The 24,140-nt window shown below is 67.3% G+C and carries 22 protein-coding genes and 4 tRNA genes; 12 read left to right on the top strand and 14 right to left on the bottom strand.

The features are described 5' to 3' along the window. Nucleotides 1–86: 86 nt before the first annotated feature. Complete coding sequence (locus tag ACIOU8_RS02045; RefSeq protein WP_400785329.1) at nucleotides 87–470, top strand: SPW repeat protein; 384 nt, start codon at nucleotides 87–89, stop codon at nucleotides 468–470. A 49-nt stretch (nucleotides 471–519) separates the two neighbouring features. Here the strand turns inward: ACIOU8_RS02045 and ACIOU8_RS02050 are convergent, their stop codons facing one another. The 9 genes from ACIOU8_RS02050 to ACIOU8_RS02090 form a co-directional block, all read right to left on the bottom strand. Next, nucleotides 520–942, bottom strand: a complete 423-nt coding sequence (locus ACIOU8_RS02050) for a GIY-YIG nuclease family protein (protein ID WP_400785331.1) — start codon at nucleotides 940–942, stop codon at nucleotides 520–522. An 80-nt stretch (nucleotides 943–1,022) separates the two neighbouring features. Continuing rightward, entirely contained in the window at nucleotides 1,023–1,826 is an 804-nt protein-coding gene (locus ACIOU8_RS02055) for an ABC transporter ATP-binding protein (RefSeq protein WP_400785333.1), read from the bottom strand. Beyond that, nucleotides 1,823–2,890, bottom strand: a complete 1,068-nt coding sequence (locus ACIOU8_RS02060) for a FecCD family ABC transporter permease (RefSeq protein WP_400785335.1) — start codon at nucleotides 2,888–2,890, stop codon at nucleotides 1,823–1,825. The genes ACIOU8_RS02055 and ACIOU8_RS02060 overlap by 4 nt, the downstream gene beginning before the upstream one ends. After that, entirely contained in the window at nucleotides 2,887–3,918 is a 1,032-nt protein-coding gene (locus tag ACIOU8_RS02065) for an iron chelate uptake ABC transporter family permease subunit (protein WP_400785337.1), read from the bottom strand. Before ACIOU8_RS02065 ends, ACIOU8_RS02060 begins: the two co-directional genes overlap by 4 nt. Nucleotides 3,919–3,928: 10 nt before the next feature. Beyond that, on the bottom strand, nucleotides 3,929–4,819 hold the full coding sequence (locus tag ACIOU8_RS02070) for a siderophore-interacting protein (RefSeq protein ID WP_400785339.1): 891 nt from the start codon (nucleotides 4,817–4,819) through the stop codon (nucleotides 3,929–3,931). Next, nucleotides 4,816–5,781 carry an ABC transporter substrate-binding protein gene (locus ACIOU8_RS02075; protein WP_400785341.1) on the bottom strand — a complete coding sequence of 322 codons (966 nt, stop codon included), beginning with the start codon at nucleotides 5,779–5,781 and terminating at the stop codon, nucleotides 4,816–4,818. The genes ACIOU8_RS02070 and ACIOU8_RS02075 overlap by 4 nt, the downstream gene beginning before the upstream one ends. A gap of 105 nt (nucleotides 5,782–5,886) precedes the next feature. Beyond that, nucleotides 5,887–6,693, bottom strand: a complete 807-nt coding sequence (locus tag ACIOU8_RS02080; protein ID WP_400785343.1) for a helix-turn-helix domain-containing protein — start codon at nucleotides 6,691–6,693, stop codon at nucleotides 5,887–5,889. Between the two features lie 46 nt (nucleotides 6,694–6,739). Then, on the bottom strand, nucleotides 6,740–7,690 hold the full coding sequence (locus ACIOU8_RS02085) for a SecDF P1 head subdomain-containing protein (RefSeq protein WP_400785345.1): 951 nt from the start codon (nucleotides 7,688–7,690) through the stop codon (nucleotides 6,740–6,742). A gap of 179 nt (nucleotides 7,691–7,869) precedes the next feature. Continuing rightward, nucleotides 7,870–7,942: transfer RNA gene (locus tag ACIOU8_RS02090), tRNA-Val, on the bottom strand. A 152-nt stretch (nucleotides 7,943–8,094) separates the two neighbouring features. Between ACIOU8_RS02090 and ACIOU8_RS02095 the strand changes: the two genes are divergently transcribed. From ACIOU8_RS02095 to ACIOU8_RS02105, 3 genes are all read left to right on the top strand, one after another. Beyond that, a tRNA-Gly gene (locus ACIOU8_RS02095) sits at nucleotides 8,095–8,167 on the top strand. 53 nt (nucleotides 8,168–8,220) lie between these two features. Next, nucleotides 8,221–8,291: transfer RNA gene (locus tag ACIOU8_RS02100), tRNA-Cys, on the top strand. Between the two features lie 23 nt (nucleotides 8,292–8,314). Then, nucleotides 8,315–8,386, top strand: a tRNA-Val gene (locus ACIOU8_RS02105). Nucleotides 8,387–8,467: 81 nt separating this feature from the next. On the opposite strand, the gene ACIOU8_RS02110 is transcribed toward ACIOU8_RS02105, so the two are convergent. Next, nucleotides 8,468–9,814 (bottom strand): cryptochrome/photolyase family protein, encoded by a 1,347-nt coding sequence (locus tag ACIOU8_RS02110; protein WP_400785347.1) that lies wholly within the window; start codon nucleotides 9,812–9,814, stop codon nucleotides 8,468–8,470. Between the two features lie 56 nt (nucleotides 9,815–9,870). Beyond that, complete coding sequence (locus ACIOU8_RS02115) at nucleotides 9,871–10,290, bottom strand: hypothetical protein (protein WP_400785348.1); 420 nt, start codon at nucleotides 10,288–10,290, stop codon at nucleotides 9,871–9,873. A gap of 90 nt (nucleotides 10,291–10,380) precedes the next feature. Between ACIOU8_RS02115 and ACIOU8_RS02120 the strand changes: the two genes are divergently transcribed. From ACIOU8_RS02120 to ACIOU8_RS02130, 3 genes are read left to right on the top strand one after another with little or no spacing between them, the layout of a single operon-like run. Next, nucleotides 10,381–10,740 (top strand): YnfA family protein, encoded by a 360-nt coding sequence (locus ACIOU8_RS02120; RefSeq protein ID WP_400785350.1) that lies wholly within the window; start codon nucleotides 10,381–10,383, stop codon nucleotides 10,738–10,740. A 46-nt stretch (nucleotides 10,741–10,786) separates the two neighbouring features. Continuing rightward, the gene (gene thrS, locus ACIOU8_RS02125) at nucleotides 10,787–12,808 is read left to right on the top strand and encodes a threonine--tRNA ligase (RefSeq protein WP_400785352.1); all 2,022 of its coding nucleotides are present in this window, start codon (nucleotides 10,787–10,789) and stop codon (nucleotides 12,806–12,808) included. 24 nt (nucleotides 12,809–12,832) lie between these two features. After that, nucleotides 12,833–13,372: an HIT family protein gene (locus ACIOU8_RS02130; RefSeq protein ID WP_400785354.1), complete on the top strand. Its 540-nt coding sequence runs from the start codon at nucleotides 12,833–12,835 to the stop codon at nucleotides 13,370–13,372. Between the two features lie 6 nt (nucleotides 13,373–13,378). Here ACIOU8_RS02130 and pdxY read toward each other — a convergent pair whose 3' ends face one another. Next, nucleotides 13,379–14,230, bottom strand: a complete 852-nt coding sequence (gene pdxY, locus ACIOU8_RS02135; protein ID WP_400785356.1) for a pyridoxal kinase PdxY — start codon at nucleotides 14,228–14,230, stop codon at nucleotides 13,379–13,381. Between the two features lie 46 nt (nucleotides 14,231–14,276). Further along, nucleotides 14,277–15,584, bottom strand: a complete 1,308-nt coding sequence (locus ACIOU8_RS02140; protein ID WP_400785358.1) for an aminotransferase class I/II-fold pyridoxal phosphate-dependent enzyme — start codon at nucleotides 15,582–15,584, stop codon at nucleotides 14,277–14,279. A 112-nt stretch (nucleotides 15,585–15,696) separates the two neighbouring features. Between ACIOU8_RS02140 and pdxS the strand changes: the two genes are divergently transcribed. The 5 genes from pdxS to ACIOU8_RS02165 all read left to right on the top strand — a co-directional run bounded on the left by pdxS (nucleotide 15,697) and on the right by ACIOU8_RS02165 (nucleotide 22,728). After that, complete coding sequence (gene pdxS / locus ACIOU8_RS02145; RefSeq protein WP_400785360.1) at nucleotides 15,697–16,590, top strand: pyridoxal 5'-phosphate synthase lyase subunit PdxS; 894 nt, start codon at nucleotides 15,697–15,699, stop codon at nucleotides 16,588–16,590. Continuing rightward, the gene (gene pdxT / locus ACIOU8_RS02150) at nucleotides 16,580–17,182 is read left to right on the top strand and encodes a pyridoxal 5'-phosphate synthase glutaminase subunit PdxT (RefSeq protein ID WP_400785362.1); all 603 of its coding nucleotides are present in this window, start codon (nucleotides 16,580–16,582) and stop codon (nucleotides 17,180–17,182) included. Before pdxS ends, pdxT begins: the two co-directional genes overlap by 11 nt. A 74-nt stretch (nucleotides 17,183–17,256) precedes the next feature. Continuing rightward, a complete protein-coding gene (locus tag ACIOU8_RS02155) occupies nucleotides 17,257–18,720 on the top strand; it encodes a DUF3375 domain-containing protein (protein WP_400785364.1) in 1,464 nt (487 codons plus the stop codon). Continuing rightward, nucleotides 18,713–19,372 carry a DUF4194 domain-containing protein gene (locus ACIOU8_RS02160; protein ID WP_400785366.1) on the top strand — a complete coding sequence of 220 codons (660 nt, stop codon included), beginning with the start codon at nucleotides 18,713–18,715 and terminating at the stop codon, nucleotides 19,370–19,372. Before ACIOU8_RS02155 ends, ACIOU8_RS02160 begins: the two co-directional genes overlap by 8 nt. Then, nucleotides 19,369–22,728, top strand: coding sequence for an ATP-binding protein (locus ACIOU8_RS02165; RefSeq protein ID WP_400786847.1), 3,360 nt, complete (start codon nucleotides 19,369–19,371; stop codon nucleotides 22,726–22,728). Before ACIOU8_RS02160 ends, ACIOU8_RS02165 begins: the two co-directional genes overlap by 4 nt. A 16-nt stretch (nucleotides 22,729–22,744) precedes the next feature. Here ACIOU8_RS02165 and ACIOU8_RS02170 read toward each other — a convergent pair whose 3' ends face one another. Then, on the bottom strand, nucleotides 22,745–24,124 hold the full coding sequence (locus ACIOU8_RS02170; protein ID WP_400785368.1) for a pyridoxal phosphate-dependent decarboxylase family protein: 1,380 nt from the start codon (nucleotides 24,122–24,124) through the stop codon (nucleotides 22,745–22,747). Nucleotides 24,125–24,140 lie beyond the last annotated feature (16 nt).

Below are 24,140 nucleotides of genomic sequence, written 5' to 3' on the forward strand. Positions count from 1 at the left end.
TACGAGGGGGACTCCTGCAATCCGTTCGGCGCACCGCTGCGAACCAACTGTGAGTCGCAGCACGCGACGACACCACAGGAGGAATCATGCGCTTCATCCCCACCAAGGTCCACGGAATTCTCGACTACGTCGTCGGCGTGGCACTGGTCGCTGCTCCGTGGCTGTTCGGCTTCGCCAGCGTGGGCGGCCCCGCCGTCATCATCCCGATCGTGCTCGGCATCGGGCTCATCGTCTACAGCCTGTTCACGAAGTACGAATGGGGTCCCTTCGGCGTCATTCCGATGCCGGTGCACCTCGTCTTCGACATCGTCGCGAGCCTGTTCCTGGCGCTGTCACCGTGGATCTTCGGCTTCTCGACCGAGGCACCCAACGTGTGGGTCCCGCATGTGGTCGTAGGTGTCGCCGTGATCCTCGTCGTGCTGTTCTCGCAGCCCCAGCCCGCTGGCGTCAAGGCCACCGCGCGCGCCTGATCCCACTGAACTCTGAAGCCCCGCACGGAACGTCGGCCCGTGCGGGGCTTCAGTTCTGCAGTGCCGAGCTCACCCAGCGTGCATACAGCTGCCAGGGCTCGCCCTCGGCACGCAGCCCCGCGATGTGCGAGGACAGAATCGGCGTGAGCGTGAACCACTCGCCTCCCTCGCGGGCTTCAGCGAACTCTCGATGCCTCGCCTGCTCGACATCCCGACCGCCCCGCTCGAAAGCCAGGAGCTCTTCGTGACGGATGCTGGAGAGTCGCTGACGAGGGCGACGACTGGTCCCGATCTTCACGCGGCGGTCGTAGCGGAGGTAGTAGACGACCTCGATCACCGGGCGCGGCAGATCAGGATCCGGCGAGTCTCCGTATCGCCACCCGCACCAGGCGCACATCAGGGCCGTGGCCACGCGCACCGCATCTGCATGGCCGCAGAGCGAGCAGGGGCTGGGAAGCTGGATGGCCGACACGCCAGGCACGCTACCGGCGGCCACCGACGTCAGACCTCGCCCCGACGCTTCTTCGGCCGCTCGCCGGCGCGGTCGCCTCCTCAATGGGGGACGACGAGGGGAGTACCCGTGTGCGGGTCGGGGATGATGCTGCAGCTGAGCCCGAAGACCTCCTCGACACGGTCAGCCGTCACGATGGAGGCAGGGGCCCCGGATGCCACGATTCGGCCGCCGCGCATCATGATCATGTGATCCGCGAACCGCGCCGCCTGGTTGAGATCGTGCAGCACCGCAACGATCGTGCGACCCTCCGTGTGCAGCTCGTGGAACAGGCGCAGCAGCTCGTACTGGTGCGCGATGTCGAGGAAGGTCGTCGGCTCGTCGAGGAGCATGGTGGGTGACTCCTGCGCGAGCAGCATCGCCACCCACACGCGCTGTCGCTGTCCACCGGACAGCTCGTCGACCAGTCGCCCGGCGAGTTCTGTCGTGCCCGTGGCAGCGAGGGCTGCAGCCACGCTGGACTGATCGCTATGAGACCACTGCCGCAGGATCGTCTGGTGCGGGTGCCTCCCTCGTGCGACCAGGTCGGAGACGCGGATGCCGTCGGGAGCGATCGACGTCTGCGGCAGCAGGCCGAGACGCCGCGCGATCTCCTTGGTGGGGAGATCGGTGATCGCCCGTCCGTCGAGCAGCACCTGCCCTGCCGTGGGTTTCAGCAGGCGCGCGAATGCGCGCAGCAACGTCGACTTGCCGCAGGCGTTCGGCCCGACGATGACCGTGAAGGCACCTGCGGGGATGTCGACGCCGAGGTGCTCTGAGACGATGCGTCCGTCGTACCCGATAGTGAGGTCTTCCGCGCTCAGCCGCGCTAGGTCGGTGCCGGTGCCGGTGCCGGTGATGGTCATCGTCTTCTCGCTTCCTGGATGAGCAGCCAGACCAGATAGACACCGCCGAGGCACACCGTGACGATGCCGACGGGGATCTGGGTGGGTGCGAACAATCGTTGTGCCAGGACGTCACTGGAGATCAGCAGGAGCGCGCCGACCGCTGCGGATGCCGTCAGCGTCACCCCAGCGGAGCCGGTCAGACGTCGCGCGACCTGCGGGGCGGCGAGCGAGATGAAGGCGATCGGGCCCGCCATCGCCGTGACGGCGGCGGTGAGACAGACACCCAGGACGATGAGCATCAGACGGGTGCGGCCGGTGCGGACGCCGAGCGCGGATGCCGTGTCGTCGCCGAGTTCGAGCAGGTGCATCCGATCGGCGAGCATCGCCACGGCGACCCCGATCGGGATGATCACGCACGTGGCGATCGCGACCTGCTCGGCGGTGATGACGTTCAGAGATCCGGCGCCCCACGCGCTGGCGAGCATCGCGATCCGCAGGTCCGCGTTGAGGATGATCCAGGTATTGACGGATGCCAGCATCGAGGCGACGCCGATGCCGACGATGATGAGCCGGAATCCCGTGAATCCGCGCCGGAATGCGAGGAGGTAGACGAGAAGAGCTGTCGTCGCACCGCCGATCAGAGCCGCGGCGGCCGTCGATGCGACGTTGACGCCCATCGTCGTGATCACGATCAATGCGCCTGTGTAGGCGCCGGCATCGAATCCGATCACGTCGGGGCTGCCGAGCGGGTTGCGGGTGAGCGATTGGAAGATGGCGCCACCGACGCCCAGGGCGAGGCCGAACACCAGCGCCGCCAGGACGCGGGGCAGCCGCCACTCGACGATCACGAGTTCGGCCCGAGGGTCGCCCATGCCGAGCAGCGTCACGAGAACTTCACCGGGTGAGAAGACGACATCGCCGAGAGTCAGGGCGAAGATGCCGACGGCTGCGGCGGCAAGGAGAGCAGATGCGGTCACGATCGTGGCGCGCACACCGATCCGTCGGGAGAACACAGGAGTGTGCGGGGTGAAGACCCGTCGACCGGCGTCGACCGCGACGGGAGAGGTCAGAAGACCGGTCACAGCCCGCTCACCTTCCGCCGGCGGACGAGCCCGATGAGGACAGGCGCGCCGATCACCGCCGTCATCACCGAGACCGGAAGCTCTCCGGTGCGCAGCACCGACCGCCCGACCACGTCTGCGGTGAGCAGCAGCAGCGGGGCTGCGAACAGGGTCCCGAGGAGGATCCACCCCTGATGCGGGCCGACGAACCAGCGCACGGCGTGCGGAACCATCAGACCGACGAAGGCGATCGGGCCGGCTGCGGCCGTGGCCGCACCGCACAGCAGCGTCACGGCGACGATCGAGAGCACTCGGGTGAGCACGACTCGCGAGCCGAGGGCGGTCGCCAGGTCATCGCCGAGCGCGAGTGCGTTGAGCGAGGGTGCGAGGCAGAAGGCGAGCACGAGGCCGACCAGCAGAAACGGGATCACGGTGTACACATCCGGAGTGAGAGCGGTCAGCGATCCGGCGTTCCAGGTGCGGATCGCATCGAAGGCCCGGGGATTCAGCAGGCCGATCGCCGCCACGACCCCACCCATCACAGCGCCGAGTGCCACACCGGCGAGGGTCATCCGCAGTGGATCCGGTGCTGAGTGGCCCGCAGATCCGATCAGGTAGACGAGGACCGTCGCGACGATGGCTCCGGCGAACGAGAACCAGATGTACCCGCTGACGGCGCTGAGTCCGAAGAACGCGACCCCGATCGTGACGCCGAGGCTGGCGCCGGCGTTCACGCCGAGGATGCCGGGGTCGGCGAGCGGGTTCCGAGTGAAGCCCTGGATCAGCGCACCGGCGATGCCCAGAGCGGCGCCTACCGCGAGCCCGATGAGGGTGCGCGGGACGCGCATGCCCTGGACGATCGCGCCCGGGTCGCCCTCGCCCGTGGTGAGCCCGCTCCAGACCTCGCCGACGTCGATGCGCTGGGAACCGAAGAAGATGCTGGCGATGCAGGCGCTCACCAGGGCGATCGCGAGGAGGACGATCACCAGGCCCCTGCGAGTGGCCGACACCTGGGGCGTCTGCTCCGCTGTGAGAAGGACGTCGGTCATGAGTCGGCGGTCACAGACCCAGCTTCTCGAGTTCAGCCTCGTATGCGTCCTCGATGTCCTCCGTGGGACGAGTGTCGTCGTCCCACATCGCCATCAGACGCGCGCGGGTGCCCTCATCGAGCGAGTCGTAGCGCTCCCGCCACGCCTCGGCATTCTCCGTCCAATACCCGATCACCTTGTAGGCAGCCGCGGGCAGCTTGAGGTCCTGGCGCAGATGCTTGCGTACCCCGCGGGTCGCCTTCGTCTCGCCGGCGACCCAGACGTAGCCCGGACCGCTCGGAAGTTCGGACGCCCGGAGGATCTCCTCGATGCGCGTGGGCGCGTGGCCGTTGCCGCCGTGCACCCAGTGCAGCTCGACGCCGTCGGCAGGACTGATGTCGAGCTCATCCTCGGGGGACGAGACCTCGAGGACGACTCGGGTGCGGACGCCTGCCGGAGCGTTCTCGGCGAGGCGCGCGGCTGCGGGAAGCCCGGTGGCATCGGCGATCAGCAGCTGCCACTCGATCTCAGCCGGCGGATCGTAGAGTCCCTTCGGGGTGTTCACCCCCACGACGTCACCCGGTCGGGCGTTCAGCGCCCACGCGGCCGCGACACCGCCGTCGTGCACGACGAAGTCGACCGTCAGCTCGGAGGCATCCGCATCCCACCTTCGCACCGTGTAGGTACGCATCGGCGCAGGCTCGACACCCTCGGCGAAGTCCCAGTAGCCGTCTTCCGTCGGGAAGGGGAGATTCGGCTCACGCTGCCCTTCTGCAGGGAAGAAGACGCGGAAGTACTCGTCTCCGACCCCGGTAGAGACGAATCCGTCGAGCCCGTCGCCGCTGAACACGATGCGCACCATGCCGGGGCTCAGACGCCGGACGCGTTCGACGACGATTCGGTGGATCAGATTGACGGTCATCCGAGAAGCGCCTTCTCGACCACGGTGAGGAAAGCATCCATACCGCTGGGGGAGCCGTAGATCATCTCGTAGTTGTACGGATGGTAGGCGCCGCCCTCGACGAAGGGCAGGTCCTGCCAGAGCTGATTCTGCTGCAGCGCAGCGTCGTCTTCGATCCAGACGGTGCCGTCTTCGTTCGCCCCGGTGAAGACCACGTCCACGCCGTTCAGCTGACCGACCTGCTCGGGGCTGAGCCTCGCATAGTCGTCGCTCGCGGGAAGGCCCTCTTCTGTGGCGTTCATGAGCTCGTGCATCTCGAGGCCGAGGTCGGCGAACACGAGACAGGGCACCCCGTAGCAGGACGTGGTGACGTGGCCCTCGAAGTAGCCGACATCGGCGACGACGGGGTGGATGTCCGCAGCATCGAGGCGCGCTCGGATGTCGGCGACGCGCTCTTCGTACTGGTCGACCCACACCTGCCACTGATCCTGGCGTCCGAGGTCGTCCGCAGCCTGAGCCACCACGTCACGCCAGTCACCGCCGTCGAACGCGTTGTACGTGTAGGTGGGCGCGATCTTCTGCAGCTTGCTGTCGAGGTCCTCCTCGTACCCGAGGCCGTTGAGGATGAAGTCCGGCTCTGCCTCGAGCACGGCTTCGAGGTTGAACTCGGGGAAGTTGCCGAAGGTGGCGAGCCCCGCGAGCTCCTCCTGGGGGAAGAAGTCCGGGAACGCGGTGAAGTCATCGCGGATCGGCTGGGTGTCGGCGAGGTCGAACCCGAGGGTGATGAGGATGTCGAGGTCAGTCGTGTAGAAGCCGAGCGCCGACTGAGGTTCGGCGGGTACTTCGATGTCGGCGCCTGCGGGGGTCGTCAGCTCGACGGTCTCACCGTCTTGTGCGGCTCCGGCCGCAGTCGAGCCGGCGCAGGAGGTGAGCAGGAGGCCAGTCGCGACGAGCGCGACGAGAGCGAGGGGCGTGGAGCGCATGGATCGTCTTCCAGGGGATTCGGGAGGCGCCAAGAAGTTAGCTAAGGCTTGGCTTACCAAGTATGGATCGGCCCCGTGTCGTCCAGGTGCCAGCCCGTGTCGCGCTCAGGCCGACTTCTTCGCGGCGTCACTCCGCACCGACGCGAACTCGCCGGGAGTGCGTCCGAGCTCGCGTCGAAAAGCCTGGACGAACGCGCTCGGGGTGGCATAACCAGATCGTCGGCTGACGTGTGCGACGGTGTAGTCCGCGGCGAGCCATTCGATGGCACGCCGCATGCGGGCGCGGGTGCGCCAGGTGGAGAAGCTCAGGCCGGTCTCAGAGACGAAGAGGCGCGACAGATTGCGGGCGCTGGCGCCCACGTGACGCCCCCAGTCCTCGAGCGAACGATCGTCGGAAGGCTCCGAGAGCAGAGCCTCCGCGACGAGTCGCGTCCTCGTGTCGCGGGGGAGAGGGAGGTCGATCGTCGACACCTCGACGGGTTCGAGCAGGCTCAGCGCGAGCTCCTCGGCATGGATGCGAGGGGCAGTGGAGAGGTATGGCGGGGCTTCGAGGCGATCGAGAACGGCTCGCACGACTTCGGGAATGGCGACCGCTGTCGTTCGGGTGGCTACTGCGGTGATGCCGGCGTCTATGAACGTGCATCGGAACGAGGTTCCCGGTGCGGCCGCCACGCGGTGACTGGTCCCGGCGGGGATCCAGAGCCCCAGCGAGCCGGGCACGGCGAAGTATCCGTCATCCGTCTCGGCGGTCAATGTGCCGCGTGCGTCCCAAAGCAGTTCGTGTTGATCCGGATGCGAGTGAGAACTCCACTCGGCGTGATCAGTGAGTTCGAAGGAGTTGGTGTCGATGCGCCAGGCGACGGACTCTGCAGGGGGCTGTCCGATCGGCGACATCGTCTCCCCGTCTGTCATCCCGCAGTCTTGGTTAGGTCACCCTAAGTTACCACGACAGGGGTGTTCACTCGGTCGGCGTGGAGAACGAGACGCCGGCGCTGAGCACCCGCAGGCGAGCGGCGAGGAGCTCCGCGTCGAGTGTCGGACCCGAGATCTGGAACTCGCCGGTGAGCTCTCCCGCGACCGTGGGGGCGGTGATGACGCCGATGAAGTCGACCAGCGCGATCTGATTCGCCGGCGCGGTCTCGGTGGACACTTGCCTCGTCCACTCGACGAACTCTTCGGCGCCGGGCGCGGACAGCGCGACTGCCACAACGTCTCCGCTCACCTCGACGTCGGCGATGGAGTTGCCGACGAGCCGCGCTGAAGGCTCGAGCAGCAACTGGGTCTGCTTGGTGTCATCGCACGCCAGCACGCTTCCCTCGACGGCCTGAGGCCCGAACCGCAGCGCGTCGCACGGGGGAGTCGTCGAGCCGTCTCCGAGGTCTGCGCCTCCGCTCGCGGGGTTCACTGCTGTGACCGAGTAGAAGCCTTCGGCCACCGGTGCGGAGATGGCTTGCGCGAACGCGTCGATGTCCGCGTCTGTGACGGCTGCGCCGAAGGTCACCGTGAGGTCGCCCGCATCGGTCTCGGCCACCTCGGAGACCTCGATGCCGGCAGTGTCGCCGTAGAAGGTCAGCGCGGTGCGGGCCGCGTCGAGGGTCTCGGAATCGAGTTCGCGCTCGGCGGTGACTCTGACGACGAGCGCGTCACCAGCTCCGGATTCTGACTGCGACGATTCTGACGGCATCGGCGACCCGGGCGATGAGGGCGGGGTCTGCCCACCGAACAGCCAGCCGCCGACGCTGAGCAACAGGAGGAGCACGACGGTCCACACGACGCTGAGAATCGCGCCGATCACTGCAGCGGCGGTGGCCAGTGCCGTCGGAGAACCGGCGGCTCTCGACTTCGCGCGGGCGACCACCCCCAGAATGAATCCGACGACGGGGAGGGCGAATGCGAGGGCCAACGCCACGATCGACAGTGTGCTCGACCGTGTCTCTTGATCAGGAACGCGGGAGGAGGAGGAGAAGGTCATGGTGAGCTCTCTGTCTTCGTGAGGAAGGAGGACGACGGCCACATGCGGACCCGGCGGAGCGGCTCTGTCGTACGAGAAAAGCCCCGCACAACGTTAGTTGTGTGGGGCTTCGTCAGTGGGCGATACCGGACTCGAACCGATGACCTCTTCCGTGTGAAGGAAGCGCGCTACCAACTGCGCCAATCGCCCATACCTGTGGGGTACGTCAACCGATACTACCCGACGGTCGGAGGCGAAGTTGACCACCCTGGGAGACACGCGCGAGATTCGGTTTCGGTTTGGACAGTCGCCGATCATCGGCTAATGTTTCATAAGTGCCCGGGACAACAACCGGGAACAACGCGGATGTAGCGCAGTTGGTAGCGCACAACCTTGCCAAGGTTGGGGTCGCGAGTTCGAGTCTCGTCATCCGCTCAAGTGCAGGGGCCTTCTTCGGAAGGCCTTCAGCACGTGGGGTCAATCCACACGGTGGCGTGGCCGAGCGGCTAGGCACCGGCCTGCAAAGCCGTTTACACGGGTTCGAATCCCGTCGCCACCTCAGTAACTGAATAGCCCGAACGGGCGCGATTGGCGCAGCGGTAGCGCGCTTCCCTGACACGGAAGAGGTCACTGGTTCGATCCCAGTATCGCGCACAGAGAAACCCCCGGTTTTCCGGGGGTTTTTTGTTGTCTGTGCGAGTACGGCGGCGGACTACGACGCCCGCCGCCGCACTGCTAGGACGTGGCGGACGACCGCTTCACGACGTCGTACGCCGCGAGCGCCGCCTTGCGCGTCGTGGCGAGATCGACGATCGGCTCCGACGGAGCATCCGATGCCCACTCCGAGATGTAGAGACCGTGCGGGTCGAACTTCTTCGCCTGCAGTTCGGGGTTGAAGACGCGGAAGTACGGTGCGGCGTCAGCGCCCGATCCTGCCACCCACTGCCAGTTGAACGGGTTGCTCGCGCCGTCTGCGTCGACGAGCGTGTCCCAGAACCACTCCTCGCCTCGGCGCCAGTCGATCAGCAGGTTCTTCACGAGGAACGACGCCGTGACCATGCGTACCCGATTGTGCATGAAGCCGGTGTGCCAGAGTTCGCGCATTCCGGCATCCACGAGAGGCACGCCGGTGTCGCCATGCTGCCACGCGTCGAGCTGTGCCGGGTCTAGCGGCGGCCACGGGAACGCGTCGAACTGACGACGCAGATTGACGGTCGCTAGGTCGGGGGAGTGGAACGTCGTGTGCCAGGCGAACTCTCGCCACCCGAGCTCTGAGAGGAACCCTGCCGCGCCGTCGGCGTCGACAGCCTCATGCCAGACGGTGAACGGGCTGAGCTCACCCCAGCGGAGACGGGGCGAGAGCAGAGACGTGGCGCCGGCCGACGGCTCGTCACGGGCGCGGTCGTACGACCCGATGTCGTCGTGCAGAAAGGAGTGCAGGCGAGCGCGGGCTGCGGGCTCGCCGGGCTCCCAGGTCTCGCGCAACCCGCCGGCCCAGTCGGGACGAGTGGGCAGCAGATTCCAGTCGTCGAGGTCGTCAGACGCCGGCGGGCGAGCGATTCCGTCGAGGCTTCGCGGCGCGGGGAGAGGCGCTCGGGGAGTGGGAAGCGCGAGGCATGCGCGCCAGAAGGGGGTGAACACCGAGAAATGGGTTCCGCCACCGGTCTTCACTGTCCACGGCTCGTGCAGCAGTGATGCCTGGAAGGACGTGACCTCGAGTCCGTCGGCGCGCAATGAGGTCTTCAGGTTCGTGTCGATGTCACGTTCGGCACCGCTGTATCGCCGGTTCCAGAACACGGCTGTGGCCCCCACATCCGCGACAGTCTGCGACACCACGCGCTCTGCGGGTCCGCGGCGCAGCGTCAACGTCGCACCCCGCTCACCCAGCGCGTCGCGCAGAGATGCGAGGGAGTGGTGCAGCCACCAGCGCGCAGCACCGCCCAGCGGTCGGATGCCGGGGGACTCCTCGTCGAGGACGAACAGCACGACTAGGGGCTCGCCGCGATCGATCGCCGCCCTGAGCGCCGGGTTGTCGGCGAGCCGAAGGTCGTCGCGGAGCCAGACAAGTGAAGGAGAGGCCATGGCTCCATTCTCGCCCGAGCGATCGAACTGGCGGGCGGGGTTGCGCGCCCGGGAGCTCAGCGGGTACGGCGGCGCGGCCGACTCCGAGCAGAAGCGGGCTCGGCCGTGGACCACAGTGCCCACAGCACCAGGAGCGGCTGCAGGAAGAGACGCCCGAAACGACGCGCCTCGGTGTCGAGGCCCGGCGTCGACCGGTGAGTGCGCCACTGGTGCACGTTCCCGGGGAACACGGCGACGAAGAACGCGGCGGTCGCGAATCCGACACGCCGTCGCTCCTTCGGGAGAGCGAGAAGCCCGACCGCCAGAGCGACCTCGGCCGCTCCCGAGGCGATCACGATCGCGTCCTTGTCGAGGCGCGTAGCCATCGTTGCCCAGTCCGGTACGACGACCCGGAAGCCGCGGGTGCTCACGAAATGGACGATGCCGATCGCCCCGAGGGCGAGTGCGAGAATCCAACGCGCCAGTGCTCTGATCATCTGCTCACGCTACCCCGACGGTTCCGGATGCCGAGCAGTGTGATGTCGCGTGCTGCCGCATCCTGTCAGCGCTGCGCCACACTGGACACCATGACCGTCCTGCGCATCAGCATCCTGTTCGTGCTCGCCGCCGTCGCTGAGATCGGCGGGGCCTGGCTCATCTGGCAGGCCGTCAAAGAGAACAGGGGCTGGGTGTTCGCGGTCGTCGGAGTCATGGCCCTGGGCGCATACGGGTTCCTCGCGGCGCTGCAACCCGATGCGAACTTCGGTCGCGTGCTGGCCTCATACGGCGGCGTGTTCATCGCGGGTTCGCTGGCCTGGGGAATCATCGTCGACGGCTTCAAACCCACACTCTGGGACTGGGTGGGTTCGGCGATCGCACTGGTCGGAGCCGCGATCATCATCCTCGCTCCGACCGCAGCGAACACGGCGTCGGAACCGGCGCTCTAGCGGTCAATCGCCCCCGGGCATGCGAGTAGCCTAGTTCCAGACCCAGATGGAGTGTGCAGTGCCTGAAAATGCTCAGCCGAAAGACGGCTTCGCCCTGTTCTCTGACCGTTCAGTCGTCGCGATGCGCGTCAACGGAACCTTGAAGGACCTCGCCGCGACAGTGACGGATGCCGACGAGGTCGAGCCGGTCACGATCGACAGCCCCGACGGGCTGAACATCCTCCGCCACTCGGCTGCGCACGTGCTCGCGCAGGCGGTGCAGCGGATCAACCCGCAGGCGAACCTCGGCATCGGGCCGCCCATCACCGACGGCTTCTACTACGACTTCGGTGTCGAGACGCCGTTCACCCCCGAAGACATCAAGGCCATCACGAAAGAGATGCAGCGCATCGTGCGTGAGGGCCAGCGTTTCGTGCGCCGCGTCGTCACCGACGACGAGGTACGAGCTGAGCTCGCCGACGAGCCGTTCAAGCTCGAACTCATCGGCCTCAAGGGCCCTTCGACGGGCTCAGGGACCCAGGTCGGAAAGGTCGAGGGCGCATCCGTCGAGGTCGGCGAGGGCGAGCTCACGATCTACGACAACACGACCCGCGACGGCGAGGTCGTCTGGAAAGACCTCTGCCGCGGGCCGCACCTGCCCAACACCCGCATGATCGGCAACGGTTGGGATCTCACCCGCATCGCCGCCGCCTACTGGCGAGGCAGCGAGAAGAACCCGCAACTGCAGCGCATCTACGGCACCGCGTGGCCGTCGAAGGACGAACTGCGCGCGTACCAGCACCGTCTCGAGGAGGCCGCCAAGCGCGACCACCGTCGACTGGGCAAGGAACTCGATCTGTTCTCGTTCCCCGAGGAGATCGGCTCAGGTCTCTCGGTCTGGCACCCCCGTGGTGGCATCGTGCGGGGCGAGATGGAGCAGCACGCGCGCAAGCGCCACATCGAGGGTGGCTACACCTACGTCTACACCCCGCACATCTCGAAGGAAGACCTCTTCCTCACCTCGAACCACCTCGTCACGTACAAGGAGGGCATGTACCCGCCGATCGTCATGGACGAGGAACGCGACGACGAGGGAAACATCACGAAGCAGGGCCAGGACTACTACCTGAAGCCCATGAACTGCCCGATGCACATCCTCATCTACAAGGAGCGTGCACGCAGCTACCGCGACCTGCCGCTGCGCTTCGCCGAGAACGGCACCGTGTACCGCAACGAGCTCTCCGGAGCGCTGCACGGCCTCACCCGTGTGCGGGGCTTCACTCAGGACGACTCGCACCTGTTCGTCACGCCCGATCAGCTCGAGAGCGAGGTCTCGAAGGTCCTCGAGTTCATCCTCTCGATGCTGCGCGACTTCGGTCTCACCGACTTCGAGCTCGAGCTGTCGATGAAGGACGACGAGAAGTCGAAGTGGATCGGCTCGGACGAGTTCTGGGACTCCTCGACCGATGCTCTGCGTCGCGTCGCGGTGGCATCCGGTCTGAAGCTCACCGAGGTTCCGGGCGAGGCGGCGTTCTACGGTCCGAAGATCGATCTGAAGACGCGGGACGCGATCGGCCGCACCTGGCAGCTGTCTACGGTGCAGGTCGACCCGAACCTTCCTGAGCGCTTCGAGCTCGAGTACATGGACAAGGACGGCCAGAAGAAGCGCCCGATCATGATCCACCGTGCGCTGTTCGGCTCGATCGAGCGGTTCTTCGCGATCCTGCTCGAGCACTATGCCGGGGACTTCCCGGTGTGGCTGTCGCCGGTGCAGGTCGTCGGCATCCCCGTCGCAGACGAGTTCGCCGACTACCTCGGCGAGGTCATCACCACGCTGCGTGACTCCGGTGTGCGCGCCGAGCTCGACAGCTCCGACGACCGGATGCAGAAGAAGATCCGCACCCACACGACCGGCAAGGTTCCGCTGCTGCTGATCGCGGGGGAGAAGGACCGCGATGGCGGCACCGTCTCGTTCCGCTACCGCGACGGCACGCAGGAGAACGGCGTGCCGATCGCCGACGCCGTCTCTCGCATCCATGCAGCGATCGACGCGCACACCCTCGTACAGACAGCAGGGGACCTGGCGTGACCCTTCGACAGGCTCAGGGACCGAATGCGTGAGGAGTGGGAGGAGGCCGGCGAGTTCGCCGGCGTCCCCGACGAGTTCCAGCGGTTGTGGACCCCGCACCGGATGGCCTACATCCAGGCGGGCCCTGAGCCGCTGCGCGAGGCGTGCCCGTTCTGCGAGGCGCCGAAGTTCCCCGATGCCGAGCGGCTGATCGTCGCACGCGGCGAGACGGCCTACGTGCTGCTCAACCTGTTCCCCTACAACTCGGGACACCTGCTGGTGTGTCCGTACCGCCACATCGGCACCTACGACCAGGCCACGCCCGAAGAGGTCGCCGAGATCGGTGAGCTGACCCAGATCGGCATGCGCGTACTCCGCGAGGTGTCACGCTGCGACGGCTTCAACCTCGGGATGAACCAGGGGGCCGTCGCGGGTGCCGGGGTCGACGGACACCTGCACCAGCACATCGTGCCGCGGTGGACGTCGGACGCCAACTTCTTCCCGATCATCGCGAAGACGAAGGCGCTGCCCCAGCTGCTCGGCGAGGTTCGCGAGGCCGTGGCGAACGCATGGCCGAAGGCCTGAGGGCGGTCAGCGCACCTGACGCGCCGTGAACTGCATTCGCGGGTGCGCATAGAACTCCTGCGCCTCGACGAGCTGCAGTTCGCGTGCACCCGACTCGAGGGTCGCCGCGAGCAGATCGAACACGCTGGATGCCGTGCGCTCCAGCGCCGTCTTGGCGTCGCCCGTCTCGACGTAATGCGCCGTGAAGAGGGCCGCGGTCACGTCGCCCGAGCCGTTGGCCTTCATCGGCAGGCGAGGCGTCTGCACGATCCAGGCGCCGGTCGGGTCGGCGACGAGCATCTCGATCGTGCCCTCTTCGCGGTCGGGTCGCTCGACGCTCGTGACAAGCACGGTGCGCGGTCCCATCGCCATCGCCAGGTCGACCGAGGCCAGAGTGGATTCCAGTGTGTCGGGCTCGGTGTCGGTGAGGAATCCGAGTTCGAACTGGTTCGGGGTGATGATGTCGGCGGCCGGCACGACCTTCTCGCGCAGGAGGATCGGGATCGCCGGCGCGACGAAGCATCCGGACTTCGCGTTGCCCATCACCGGGTCGCACGCGTACACCGCCTCGGGATTGGCCGCCTTGACCCGTGCGACGGCGTCGATGATCACGTCTCCGATGCCCTCGCCGCCCTGATAGCCGCTGAGCACCGCGTCGATCTCGCCGAAGACGCCGCGCTCCTCGATGCCCGTGATGACCTCACGCACGTCGTTCGGATCGATCAGTGGTCCGCGCCATGCGCCGTAGCCGGTGTGGTTCGAGAAGTTCACCGTGTAGACCGGGAGCACCTCGACGCCGATGCGCTGCAGCGGGAAGACTGCGGCGGAGTTTCCGACATGGCCGTACGCGACGGCGGACTGGATGGAGAGGATCTTCATTCCTCGATCCTTTCAGTGAGGGCGGGAACGGTCCCGCGGCGGGTGATCATCGTACGGCCGCGACGAGGTCGGCGACGAGTGTCTCCGCGTCGTCGTCTGACAGGTCATGCACGGTGAGGCGCAGGTGCTGTGAGGGTTCGGCGCGCTCGTCGAGCGCAAAATCGTCTCCCGTGCGCGCCAGCCAGCCGCGTCGCATCAGTCGCTCGGCGACGACCCTCGCCGGCTTCGGAAGCTGCACCCACAGGCTGAGCCCGTCGGCGGCGGGGGAGTCGAGTCCCTCCTCGCGCAGACGGGTGGCGAACGCTGCGTTCTTGGCGGCGTAGTGCTCGCGGGCCTCCGCGATCCGTGAGACGACCGATTCATCGGTGAGCTGGGTCAGAGTGAGACGCTGCAGCAGGTGGCTGACCCAGGTGGTGCCGGGGCTGAGCCGCATGGCGAGGCGCTCGGCCGTGGTCGCGTCCGTCGCGGCGATCGCGAGGCACATGTCGGGCCCGAGGAACTTCGAGACCGAGCGCACGAGGGCGAACCGTCGGTGCTCCGGGCCGATGAGGGACTCGTACGGCTGATGGGACAGCATCGAGAAATGGTCGTCCTCGATGATCAGCACGTACGGGTGGTCGGCGAGCACGGCGCGCAGCTCGGCAGCGCGCGCGGCGGTGAGGCTCGCGCCGGTCGGATTCTGGGCCCGCGGGGTGCAGATCACGGCGCGAATGCCGGCATCCAGTGCGTCACGCAGTCCCTGAACCGTCATGCCCTGTTCGTCGACGGGCACTGGCACGGCGCGGTAGCCGCCGAGACGCACCGTGTGGATGCTGGCGAGGAAGCAGGGGTCTTCGAGCGCGACGGCGTCGTCGCGCATCAGTGCCTGCGCGAGAAGACGCTCGACCGCATCGACCGCGCCGCTGGTGATGGTGATTCGAAAGCCGAGGTGTCCGATGTCGTTCGCGATCCACTGCTGCGCCCACTGCTCGAGCCCGCGGTCGATCACGGGTTCTCCATAGAGCACGGGCCGCCCGGCTACGGTGGCGAGCGCCTGCGACGGATCGGGAATCAGCCGGGGGTCGGGGTTGCCGGTGCCGACGTCGCGCAGCACGGTGTCGGAGGCGTAGCCCTCCTGGGCAACGGCCTCCAGACCCGTGATGACGGTGCCCGCACGACCACGCGAGATGACGATGCCCGCTTGGGCGAGCTGTCGGTAGGCGGCGACGGCGGTGTTGCGATTGACACCGAGCGTCGCAGCAAGCTCGCGAACAGGCGGAAGAGGGCTGCCTGCGCGTAGGACTCCGCGATCGCGCAGCCCTCGCACGCTGTCGGCGATGTCCGCTGCGGTCGTTCCGGTGATCTGGTCGCTCATGAGTCCTCACCTTTGATTCTAGGTCGTCCCGGACAGTGCTACTGTTTGGCCTAGATCAAACGAGACATCGTTCGACACCCATGCACATCGTGCTTCCCCGACAGGAGCTCTCATGACCGAACAGGCCACCACCGGATCCTCGCGCGTCAAGCGCGGGCTCGCCGAGATGCTCAAGGGCGGGGTGATCATGGACGTCGTCACCGCCGACCAGGCGAGGATCGCCGAGGATGCCGGCGCTGTCGCCGTGATGGCCCTTGAGCGGGTTCCCGCTGACATCCGTGCCCAGGGCGGCGTCTCGCGCATGAGCGACCCCGACATGATCGACAGCATCATCGCCTCGGTCTCGATTCCTGTGATGGCCAAGGCGCGCATCGGCCACTTCGTCGAGGCGCAGGTGCTGCAGGAGCTCGGTGTCGACTACATCGACGAGTCCGAGGTACTGTCGCCCGCCGACTACGTGAACCACATCGACAAGCACGGCTTCACCGTGCCGTTCGTCTGCGGTGCCACGAACCTCGGTGAGGCGCTCCGCCGGATCAACGAGGGGGCGGCGATGATCCGTTCCAAGGGCGAGGCCGGCACCGGCGACGTCTCCGAGGCGATGAAGCACATCCGCAAGATCCGCGGAGAGATCGCCGCGCTCACCGCCCTGCCCAAGGATGAGCTGTTCGTCGCCGCGAAGGAGCTGCAGGCACCCTACGACCTCGTGGCCGAGATCGCCGAGACCGGCAAGCTGCCCGTCGTGCTGTTCGTCGCCGGAGGCGTGGCCACGCCCGCGGATGCCGCCATGATGATGCAGCTCGGCGCCGACGGCGTGTTCGTCGGATCCGGCATCTTCAAGTCGGGAAACCCCGTCGAGCGCGCGAAGGCGATCGTCAAGGCGACCACCTTCTTCGACGACGCGAAGGTCATCGCCGAGGTCTCGCGCGGTCTCGGCGAGGCGATGGTGGGCATCAACGTCTCTGACCTCCCCGCCCCGCATCGCCTGGCCGAGCGTGGCTGGTAGTTCACTGGTCGGAGTCCTGGCGCTGCAGGGCGATGTGCGCGAGCACGCCGCCGTGCTGGCCGGGCTCGGTGCCGACGTCGTTCTCGTGCGTCGCCCCGAAGAGCTCGCGGCCGTGGACGGCCTCGTCATCCCCGGTGGCGAGTCCAGCGTGATCGACAAGCTCTCCCGCGCCTTCGAAATGCAGGAGCCGATCCGTGCCGCGATCGCCGCGGGGCTCCCGGTGTACGGCACGTGCGCCGGGTTGATCCTGCTCGCAGACGAGGTGCTCGACGGCATCGAGGGACAGCAGTCGTTCGGCGGCATGGACATCGCGGTGCGCCGCAATGCCTTCGGGCGCCAGACGGAGTCCTTCGAAGTGGCGCTCGACGTTCCGGTCGTCGGCGAGCCCCCGGTGCACGCGACCTTCATCCGTGCGCCGATCGTCGAGCGGGCCGGTCCTGACGTCGACGTGCTCGCCACGCTGCCCGATGGCGGGATCGTTGCGGTGCGGCGAGGAGCGCTGCTCGGCACCAGCTTCCACCCCGAGGTCGACGGTGAGACGCGATTCCATGAGTTGTTCCTCGAGCGTGTCCGAGACCGCAGCGGTCGATGAGGTCGAGCCAGAGCGACCCGCCATGCACCAGCGCGTGACGAATCAGACGCCGAGGGCGGACTAGTCTTTTCCGAGTGACTGGATCCAGGGCTGAGGCCGCCTATGCGCGTGCCATCACCGCGTTCAGCACCCCGACCCTCGATCTTCTGCACGGTCGGTTCGCTCCGTTCGTCGTGGCGTCGCTCACTCTTCTGTTCAACGCCGACCGGGCGTCGGTCGCGGTGGCGGATGCGCATGCCGAGCTGGCCGAGGTCCTCGACGAGCTCCGCGCGGCGGGGTATGACGAGGACGACAGAAGGCTGCCATCCGGGAGCGGACGCGACGTGTGCCGCAGTTGGGTGCGTCTGGGATGGCTGATTCAGCAGATCGACGACGACGTCGAGGTCTATCGTCTGTCGGCTCATGCCGTCGCCGCCCTCGAGATCTCGGGCCGCACCGGCGGCGGGCGGACGCGGGTGTCGAACTCCCGCGTGCGCACCCTGCTCGAAGCCGTGGAGCATCTCTCCGTCAGCGCCGAGGTCGACCCGGTTCGTCGCCTCTCGCGGCTGCAGGCGGAGCGCGACCTGATCGACGCTGAGATCGCTCGCATCCAGGAATCCGGTCACGCGGAGCCTGTGGATGACGAGGAACTCCTCGAGGAGGCGGAGAACGTCCTTCATCTGGCACGGGAACTGCCGGCCGATTTCACCCGAGTCGCTGAATCGCTCAGGTCCATGCAGCGCGATGTAGTCGCCCACCTTCGGAGGGATGAGCGGCCGACGAGCGAAGTGCTGCGCGAGTATCTCCAGCGCGCCCAGGACGTGATGCGGTCCACCCCGGAGGGGCGTGCCTTTGCCGGAGCACTGCGCCTGATCGGCGACCCCGAGCGCATCGATGCCCTCACCGAGCAGCTTCGCGGTCTCCTCGACCTGCCTTTCGCGCGCATGCTCGACGGCTCGCAGCGTGCCGAGCTCGATGCGATCGCCCGGCGTGTGGAAATGGGAGTCGAAGAGGTGCTGGCCGCTCAGCGTCGCGCCTCACACGTGATCACCGGACAGGTGAAGACCCACGATCCGCTGCGTGATCGTCAGATCGACGACCTCTTGCGAGACGTCATCGCCGGGCTCCACAGCTGGTCGGGCCCGGCCACCGTCGTCGATCCGGTGCGCAGCATGCCGCTGATCGACCTCGGGCATCTCCGTCAGACCACGAGCGACATCCGCCCGCCGCGGGCGCCCGCGCCTCTCACGGACGCCGACGATGTCGATTTCCTCGATCACGACACCCGTGCCTGGGGTGGCCCGAGGTACGCCGAGCTCGAGGAGTACGTCGCCGGTCTCGGCCCGGAATTCGATCTCGGCGAGGCGTTCCGCGCGGTCCCTGACGCGGCTCGACGACCTGTCGATCTGCTCGGTCTGCTCGAGATCGCACACCGCAACGGCCTCACGGACGGCGACGGGATCTCGACGGTCGAAGCGCTGCGACCGGACGGGACGACTCGCCGTTTCGCCTTCGGCACCGTGACCGCCCGCAGTACGAAAGAGGATGCAGATGAGTGACGACGACCTCCCGACAGGCGTCCCGGACGAGGGTTTCATCGCGCCCACGGCGATGGAGGACGACCTCGAGGCGCATTTCCCGGGTGACCGCGGAACCCTCGACCCGGAGATCAGGCGTGTGCTCGTGCATCTTCTGCAGCGCCGTTTCATCTCGATGGAGCGCAACCGTCGCGAGTGGACCCTGCTGCTCGAGCATCAGCACGTGATCGAATCGCGGCTCAACGACATCTACCTGCGCCTGATCATCGATCACGCCCGAGGATTCGCCTACAAGCAGCAGTTGCGCTCCGATGAGGTCGAGATGCCCGTGCTGCTCAAGGACTCGCCGTACTCGCGTGCCGAGACGCTCGTGCTGGTGCACCTGCGAACCGTCTACCAGCGCGAGTCCGCATCCGGCGAGGGCTCTGTGCGGATCGACATCGAAGACGTCGAGCAGACCGTACTCAGCTACTTCGCCGACGCCGACGGCGGGACTGCGAAGCAGCAGCGGGCGATCCGGAGCGCATTGGACCGGCTCGACAGAGAGGGCATCGTGCAGGAGGAGACCAGCGGACGGTATCGGATCACGGCGCTCGTCGAGGTGGTGCTCAGCGCCGAGACCCTCAAGCAGCTGCGAGAGTGGCTGCGAGGGCAGGCGGTGGTGGCGCGATGACGATGATGGACACGCTCTTCGGGATGATCCCCGCGAGCTCTCGCGGCCAGCAGTGGGTCGCCGAGGAACTGCAGCTCATCAACTGGGGCGGTTACGACGGCGGGCCCCACCGCGTGCGATTCTCGCCGGATGCGACCCTGCTGTGCGGCGGATCAGGCTCGGGCAAGTCCACGCTCATGGACGGCTACATCGCCTTGATGATGCCGCACACCACGCCGTTCAACGGCGCCTCCAACGGTGGCGTCACGGGGCGCCCGCGCGGGGAGGAGCAGCGGAACATCCTGTCGTACGGCCGCGGCAAGATCGACGAATCGCGCACCGACGAGGGCACGAAGCTCCGTGTGCTGCGCGGCGACGGCGAGGACACGTGGAGCGCCGTCTCGATGACCTGGTTGGACCACGACGGATCGCGCTTCACGGCGGTGCGCGGGTGGTACATCCCCGCGGATGCCCGGACGCTCGAGGATACGACGAGGCTGCGAGCCACGGTCGACGGCCCTTTCGACCTCACGCAGCTCGAGCGCGCGGCGGTTCACCGCCTCAGCGACGCATCGGTGCGTGCCGTCGGATTGGATCCGGTCGCGACTGATCGCGAGTTCTCGGCACGGCTGCACGCTGTGCTCGGCATCGGCGCCGCCGGCTCAGGGGCGAAGGCGATCAGTCTTCTCGCCCGGATCCAGGCCGGTCAGCAGATCACTACGGTCGACGACCTGTACAAGAAGCTGGTGCTCGAAGAGCCCGAGACGATGGCGACCGCGGACGCGGTGGTCGCTCATTTCGACGAACTGGAAAGCACTCGCACGCGGATGCTGGTCGCGAAGCAGCAGGTTGCGGCTCTCGAGCCGATCCGCGGGATCTCGCAGCGCATCGAGGCGGCCTCGGAGCGGATGCGGGTCGTGGATGAAGTGGGGGTCTTCTCCGAGCCGACATCGCTCGCGGCTCTGTGGAGCGCCGAGCGTCGTCTCGACCTGCTGCGCGAGGTGGAGACGGAGTTGCGCGACCGCACCCAGGCGCTCCAGCTGGCCGTGCGCGAGAAGAACGCCCTGATCACCGCCGCGGAGGTCGAGCGCGAAGGGCTTCTCGATGTTCTGCGACAGTCCGGAGGTGATCGTCTCGAGACCGCTCAGCGAGAGCTGCGCGGCGTCGAACGCCGCCTCGAGGACGTTCAGCGAGAGCGGGCCCGTTTCGACGCGGTCACCCGCGAGCTCGGTGCCGAGGTGAGCGACGCGGCACAGTTCGAGGGTCTGCTCGCCAGAATCGGCCGGGAACTCCCGCAGGCCGGGGTCCGTGGTGCCCGCGCTGACTTCGCCGACGCCGAGTCCGCGCGCAGAGCAGCGGAGACCGAGCTCGCGCAGGTGCGTGCCGAGCGCGACCGCACCCGAGACCTGCAGGGGAGCATCCCCGCACATCTGCACGAATCGAGAGCCCTGCTCGCTCGGGCCGCCGGTCTCACCCCTACGGATCTGCCCTTCGTCGGCGAGCTGATCGAGGTCCGCACCGAGTTCGAGCCCTGGCGGGACGCGTTCAACCTGGCACTCGGCGGGTTCGCGCGGACCCTGCTGATCGACGTCTCGAACCTGCCACGATTCCGCACCGCCATCGACGCGGTCCGCACCGCGGAGCGGATCAGCTACGAAGGAGTGCACACCGGTCTCGCAGAGTCGCGGACGGCTGACCCTCGGACGCTTCCCGGTCGTCTCGATCACAGATCGACACCGTTCACCGGATGGCTTCAGCAGCGACTCCGCGAACGGTTCGAATACGTGTGCGTCGATTCGACTGCCGAGCTCGCCGAGCATCCCCGTGCGCTGACGCTCACGGGGCAGGTGTCGCAGGGCGACCGGGGGTCCCACGGCGGTCACGGCCGCGCGAACATGCTCGGATTCTCGAACGCGCGCCGTCTGCGGGAACTCGACGAGCGGATCACCGAGCTCGATATGCGACGGGATGCGGCCTCCGCGGCAGCCGAGGCAGCGGAGTCGGCTCTCGATCGCATCGAGGCCACCGCGAAGGCTCAGGCGAAGATCGAGGATCTCACCTGGGAACAGATCGATGTCGAGGCCGTCTCGGCCGAGCGAGAACGCTGGCTCGCGGTCGAGGCGGAGGTCACCGACGAGAACCCGAAGATCGCCGAACTGCGCTCTCAGGCTGATGAGCTGAGGAAGCGGGCGAGCCGCCTGCGGGACGAGAGCTCCCGTCTCGGGGGAGACCTGACGCTCGCCCAGGACCGTTGGGTGGAGGTGACCGATCAGGTCGACGACTGTCAGCGGATCGTCGATGCGGCCGAAACGGCGGAGATCGCGCTCGAGGAGCGGCACCGTTCCTTCCTCGACGCACGCTTCCTCGGTGCGGAGGCGGCCGTCAGCGTCACGGCGTCGGAACGACTCGCCCACCTCGACTCCGCGCTGCGCACCGCGGCGACCAGATTGCTCGAGGACCGCACGACGGCGGCCACGGCGCACGCCGATCAGCGCGAGCAGATGCGGCGCCTGATGACGGTTTTCCTCGAGCGCTGGGACACCCTCACGATCCTGCCCGACCCCGACGAATCGGTCGCTGAGTTCGAGGGCATCCTCGATGCGCTGGAGACCAACGGCCTGCACGAGTTGGAGTCCGAGTGGCGGGACAGCCTTCTCAAGCTCTCCGGCAACGATCTGACGAGTCTGGACTCGACGCTCGGCCGCTCGCTGCGTGAGATCAAGAATCGCATCGACCCGATCAACAGGATCATGGAGGAGCTGCCCTTCTACGACGACGAGCACCGCCTGCAGATCACGCCGCGCGAGAACCAGTCCGAAGCGCGCAGGCGATTCCGCAAGGAGCTGCGCGAGGTGCGCGGCCTCATCGATGCCGCCGAGACGGATGCCGACCGCGAGAGCGTCTACCGGAGGATGAGCCGTCTCATCGGTCGGATGCGGCGGTCGGCTCCGGACTTCGCCGAGCTCATCGATGTGCGCAACCACGTGCGGGTGAGTGCGGAGCGGATTCACGCCACGACGCGCCAGCACGTCGCGCTCTACGATCACATCGGCGAGAAGTCGGGTGGAGAATCGCAGGAGCTCGTCGCGTTCATCGTGGGCGCGGCACTGCGGTATCAGCTCGGCGATGCGGGTGCCGCGCGTCCGCGGTACGCGCCCGTGTTCATGGACGAGGCCCTCATCAAGGCGGACGCGCATTTCACGAAGCGTGCGATCGGCGCGTGGCGGGGTCTCGGGTTCCAACTCGTGATCGGTGCACCGAACGACAAGTACAGCGCGATCGAACCGCACGTCGACGTGGAGTACGACATCCTGAAGGACACCCGGGGTCGCTCGTGGGCCCGGCCCAAGGTGGGACTTCCGACCGGGGGCGAGTGATCGGGGGAGGGCCGGATCAGCCCGACACGAGTGCCCGGATCGCGCCGACGGTGCGGTCGACATCGTCTCGTGTGGTCGCCCAGGACGACATCGAACAGCGCAGGGCTGCGCGACCTTGCCACTCGGCACCGGTCAGAGCGGCTGTGCCCTCGGCGAGCACAGCGTCGCCGAGCGCGCGCGTCGCCGCATCGGAGTCGAGCCGGAACATGACCTGCGTGTAGTCGACGTCGTTGAGGACGCGGATGCCATCGATCGAGGCGAGTCCGGATGCCATCGTCACGGCGTTCTCGTGCAATCCGTCGACGAGACTCGCGATTCCGCGGCGGCCGAGGCTGCGCATCGCCGCCCAGGCGGGCACTCCTCTGGCCCGACGGGAGAGCTCGGGAGTGACATCCCACGGATCGAGACTCGTGTAGACGAGATAGTCCCCGCCAGTGCGGAACGCGGCGATCGAGTCGGCGGGTTCGCGGACGATCGCCATCCCGCAGTCGTACGGGGCATTGAGGGTCTTGTGGGCATCCGTCGCCCACGAATCAGCCAGCCCCATTCCCTCGGTCAGAGGGCGAAGGGAGGGCGACGCCGCGGCCCACAGGCCGAAGGCCCCGTCGACGTGCACCCAAGCACCGTGCTCGTGTGCGATCGGCACGAGCGCGGCGAAGTCGTCGAACGCGCCGGTGTGCACTTCGCCGGCCTGGAGGCAGACGATGAGCGGACCCGTGGTCTGATCGACCGCCTTCTCGAGGGCCTCGGGTCTCATCCGCCCCTGGTCATCCGATTCGATCACGATCAGTTCCTCGGTTCCCATCCCGAGGAATCGAGCCGCCCGATCGATCGAGCCGTGACGCTGGGCGCCGACGATGAAGCTGACGGCCGGGGCCAGTCGAAGCCCCTTCTCGGTGAGGTTCCATCCGGTTCGTGCGAGAACGGCGTTTCGTGCTGTCGCCAGGCACGTGAAGTTCGCCATCTGACCGCCCGTGACGAATCCGACGCTGGCAGTCGCGGGCAGACCGAACAGCTCGAGCATCCACTGTCCTGCGATGCGCTCCATCGCGACAGTTGCGGGGGTGAGTGTCGCTGATCCCGAGTTCTGGTCCCACGTCGACACCAGCCAATCCGCGGCGAGAGCGGCGGGATGGGTGCCGCCGATCACGAACCCGAAGAAGCGGCCTCCCGGAATCGCGACGAGGCCCGGATCAGCTCGGCGTGCCATCTCCTCGATCACGCTCGCGGCATCCGTGCCTTCCTCGGGCAACGCACCCCCGAACGCCACCATCATCTCGTCGAGGTCCGCCCGCGGCCATACCGGTCTCTCGTCGAGCGATCCGAGGAACTCGACTGCTGCGCGATGTGCGGCTTCGAGGCCGCGGGCCCTGTCGTCGACGGCTCTATCGTCCATGACTCAGGACTACACC

This window comes from Microbacterium sp. NPDC087589 (genome assembly GCF_044743635.1).
In the GTDB taxonomy this organism is placed as follows: domain Bacteria; phylum Actinomycetota; class Actinomycetes; order Actinomycetales; family Microbacteriaceae; genus Microbacterium.

Bases quoted from the DNA above. Each gene is read 5' to 3' on its own strand.
- ACIOU8_RS02075 (WP_400785341.1), bottom strand. From the start codon at position 5,781: ATGCGCTCCACGCCCCTCGCTCTCGTCGCGCTCGTCGCGACTGGCCTC.
- ACIOU8_RS02120 (WP_400785350.1), top strand. From the start codon at position 10,381: ATGACCGTCCTGCGCATCAGCATCCTGTTCGTGCTCGCCGCCGTCGCT.
- ACIOU8_RS02170 (WP_400785368.1), bottom strand. From the start codon at position 24,124: ATGGACGATAGAGCCGTCGACGACAGGGCCCGCGGCCTCGAAGCCGCA.
- ACIOU8_RS02080 (WP_400785343.1), bottom strand. From the start codon at position 6,693: ATGACAGACGGGGAGACGATGTCGCCGATCGGACAGCCCCCTGCAGAG.
- pdxS (WP_400785360.1), top strand. From the start codon at position 15,697: ATGACCGAACAGGCCACCACCGGATCCTCGCGCGTCAAGCGCGGGCTC.
- ACIOU8_RS02070 (WP_400785339.1), bottom strand. From the start codon at position 4,819: ATGACCGTCAATCTGATCCACCGAATCGTCGTCGAACGCGTCCGGCGT.
- ACIOU8_RS02160 (WP_400785366.1), top strand. From the start codon at position 18,713: ATGAGTGACGACGACCTCCCGACAGGCGTCCCGGACGAGGGTTTCATC.
- ACIOU8_RS02065 (WP_400785337.1), bottom strand. From the start codon at position 3,918: ATGACCGACGTCCTTCTCACAGCGGAGCAGACGCCCCAGGTGTCGGCC.
- thrS (WP_400785352.1), top strand. From the start codon at position 10,787: ATGGAGTGTGCAGTGCCTGAAAATGCTCAGCCGAAAGACGGCTTCGCC.
- ACIOU8_RS02115 (WP_400785348.1), bottom strand. From the start codon at position 10,290: ATGATCAGAGCACTGGCGCGTTGGATTCTCGCACTCGCCCTCGGGGCG.
- ACIOU8_RS02140 (WP_400785358.1), bottom strand. From the start codon at position 15,584: ATGAGCGACCAGATCACCGGAACGACCGCAGCGGACATCGCCGACAGC.
- ACIOU8_RS02130 (WP_400785354.1), top strand. From the start codon at position 12,833: ATGCGTGAGGAGTGGGAGGAGGCCGGCGAGTTCGCCGGCGTCCCCGAC.
- pdxY (WP_400785356.1), bottom strand. From the start codon at position 14,230: ATGAAGATCCTCTCCATCCAGTCCGCCGTCGCGTACGGCCATGTCGGA.
- ACIOU8_RS02165 (WP_400786847.1), top strand. From the start codon at position 19,369: ATGACGATGATGGACACGCTCTTCGGGATGATCCCCGCGAGCTCTCGC.
- ACIOU8_RS02110 (WP_400785347.1), bottom strand. From the start codon at position 9,814: ATGGCCTCTCCTTCACTTGTCTGGCTCCGCGACGACCTTCGGCTCGCC.
- ACIOU8_RS02055 (WP_400785333.1), bottom strand. From the start codon at position 1,826: ATGACCATCACCGGCACCGGCACCGGCACCGACCTAGCGCGGCTGAGC.
- ACIOU8_RS02045 (WP_400785329.1), top strand. From the start codon at position 87: ATGCGCTTCATCCCCACCAAGGTCCACGGAATTCTCGACTACGTCGTC.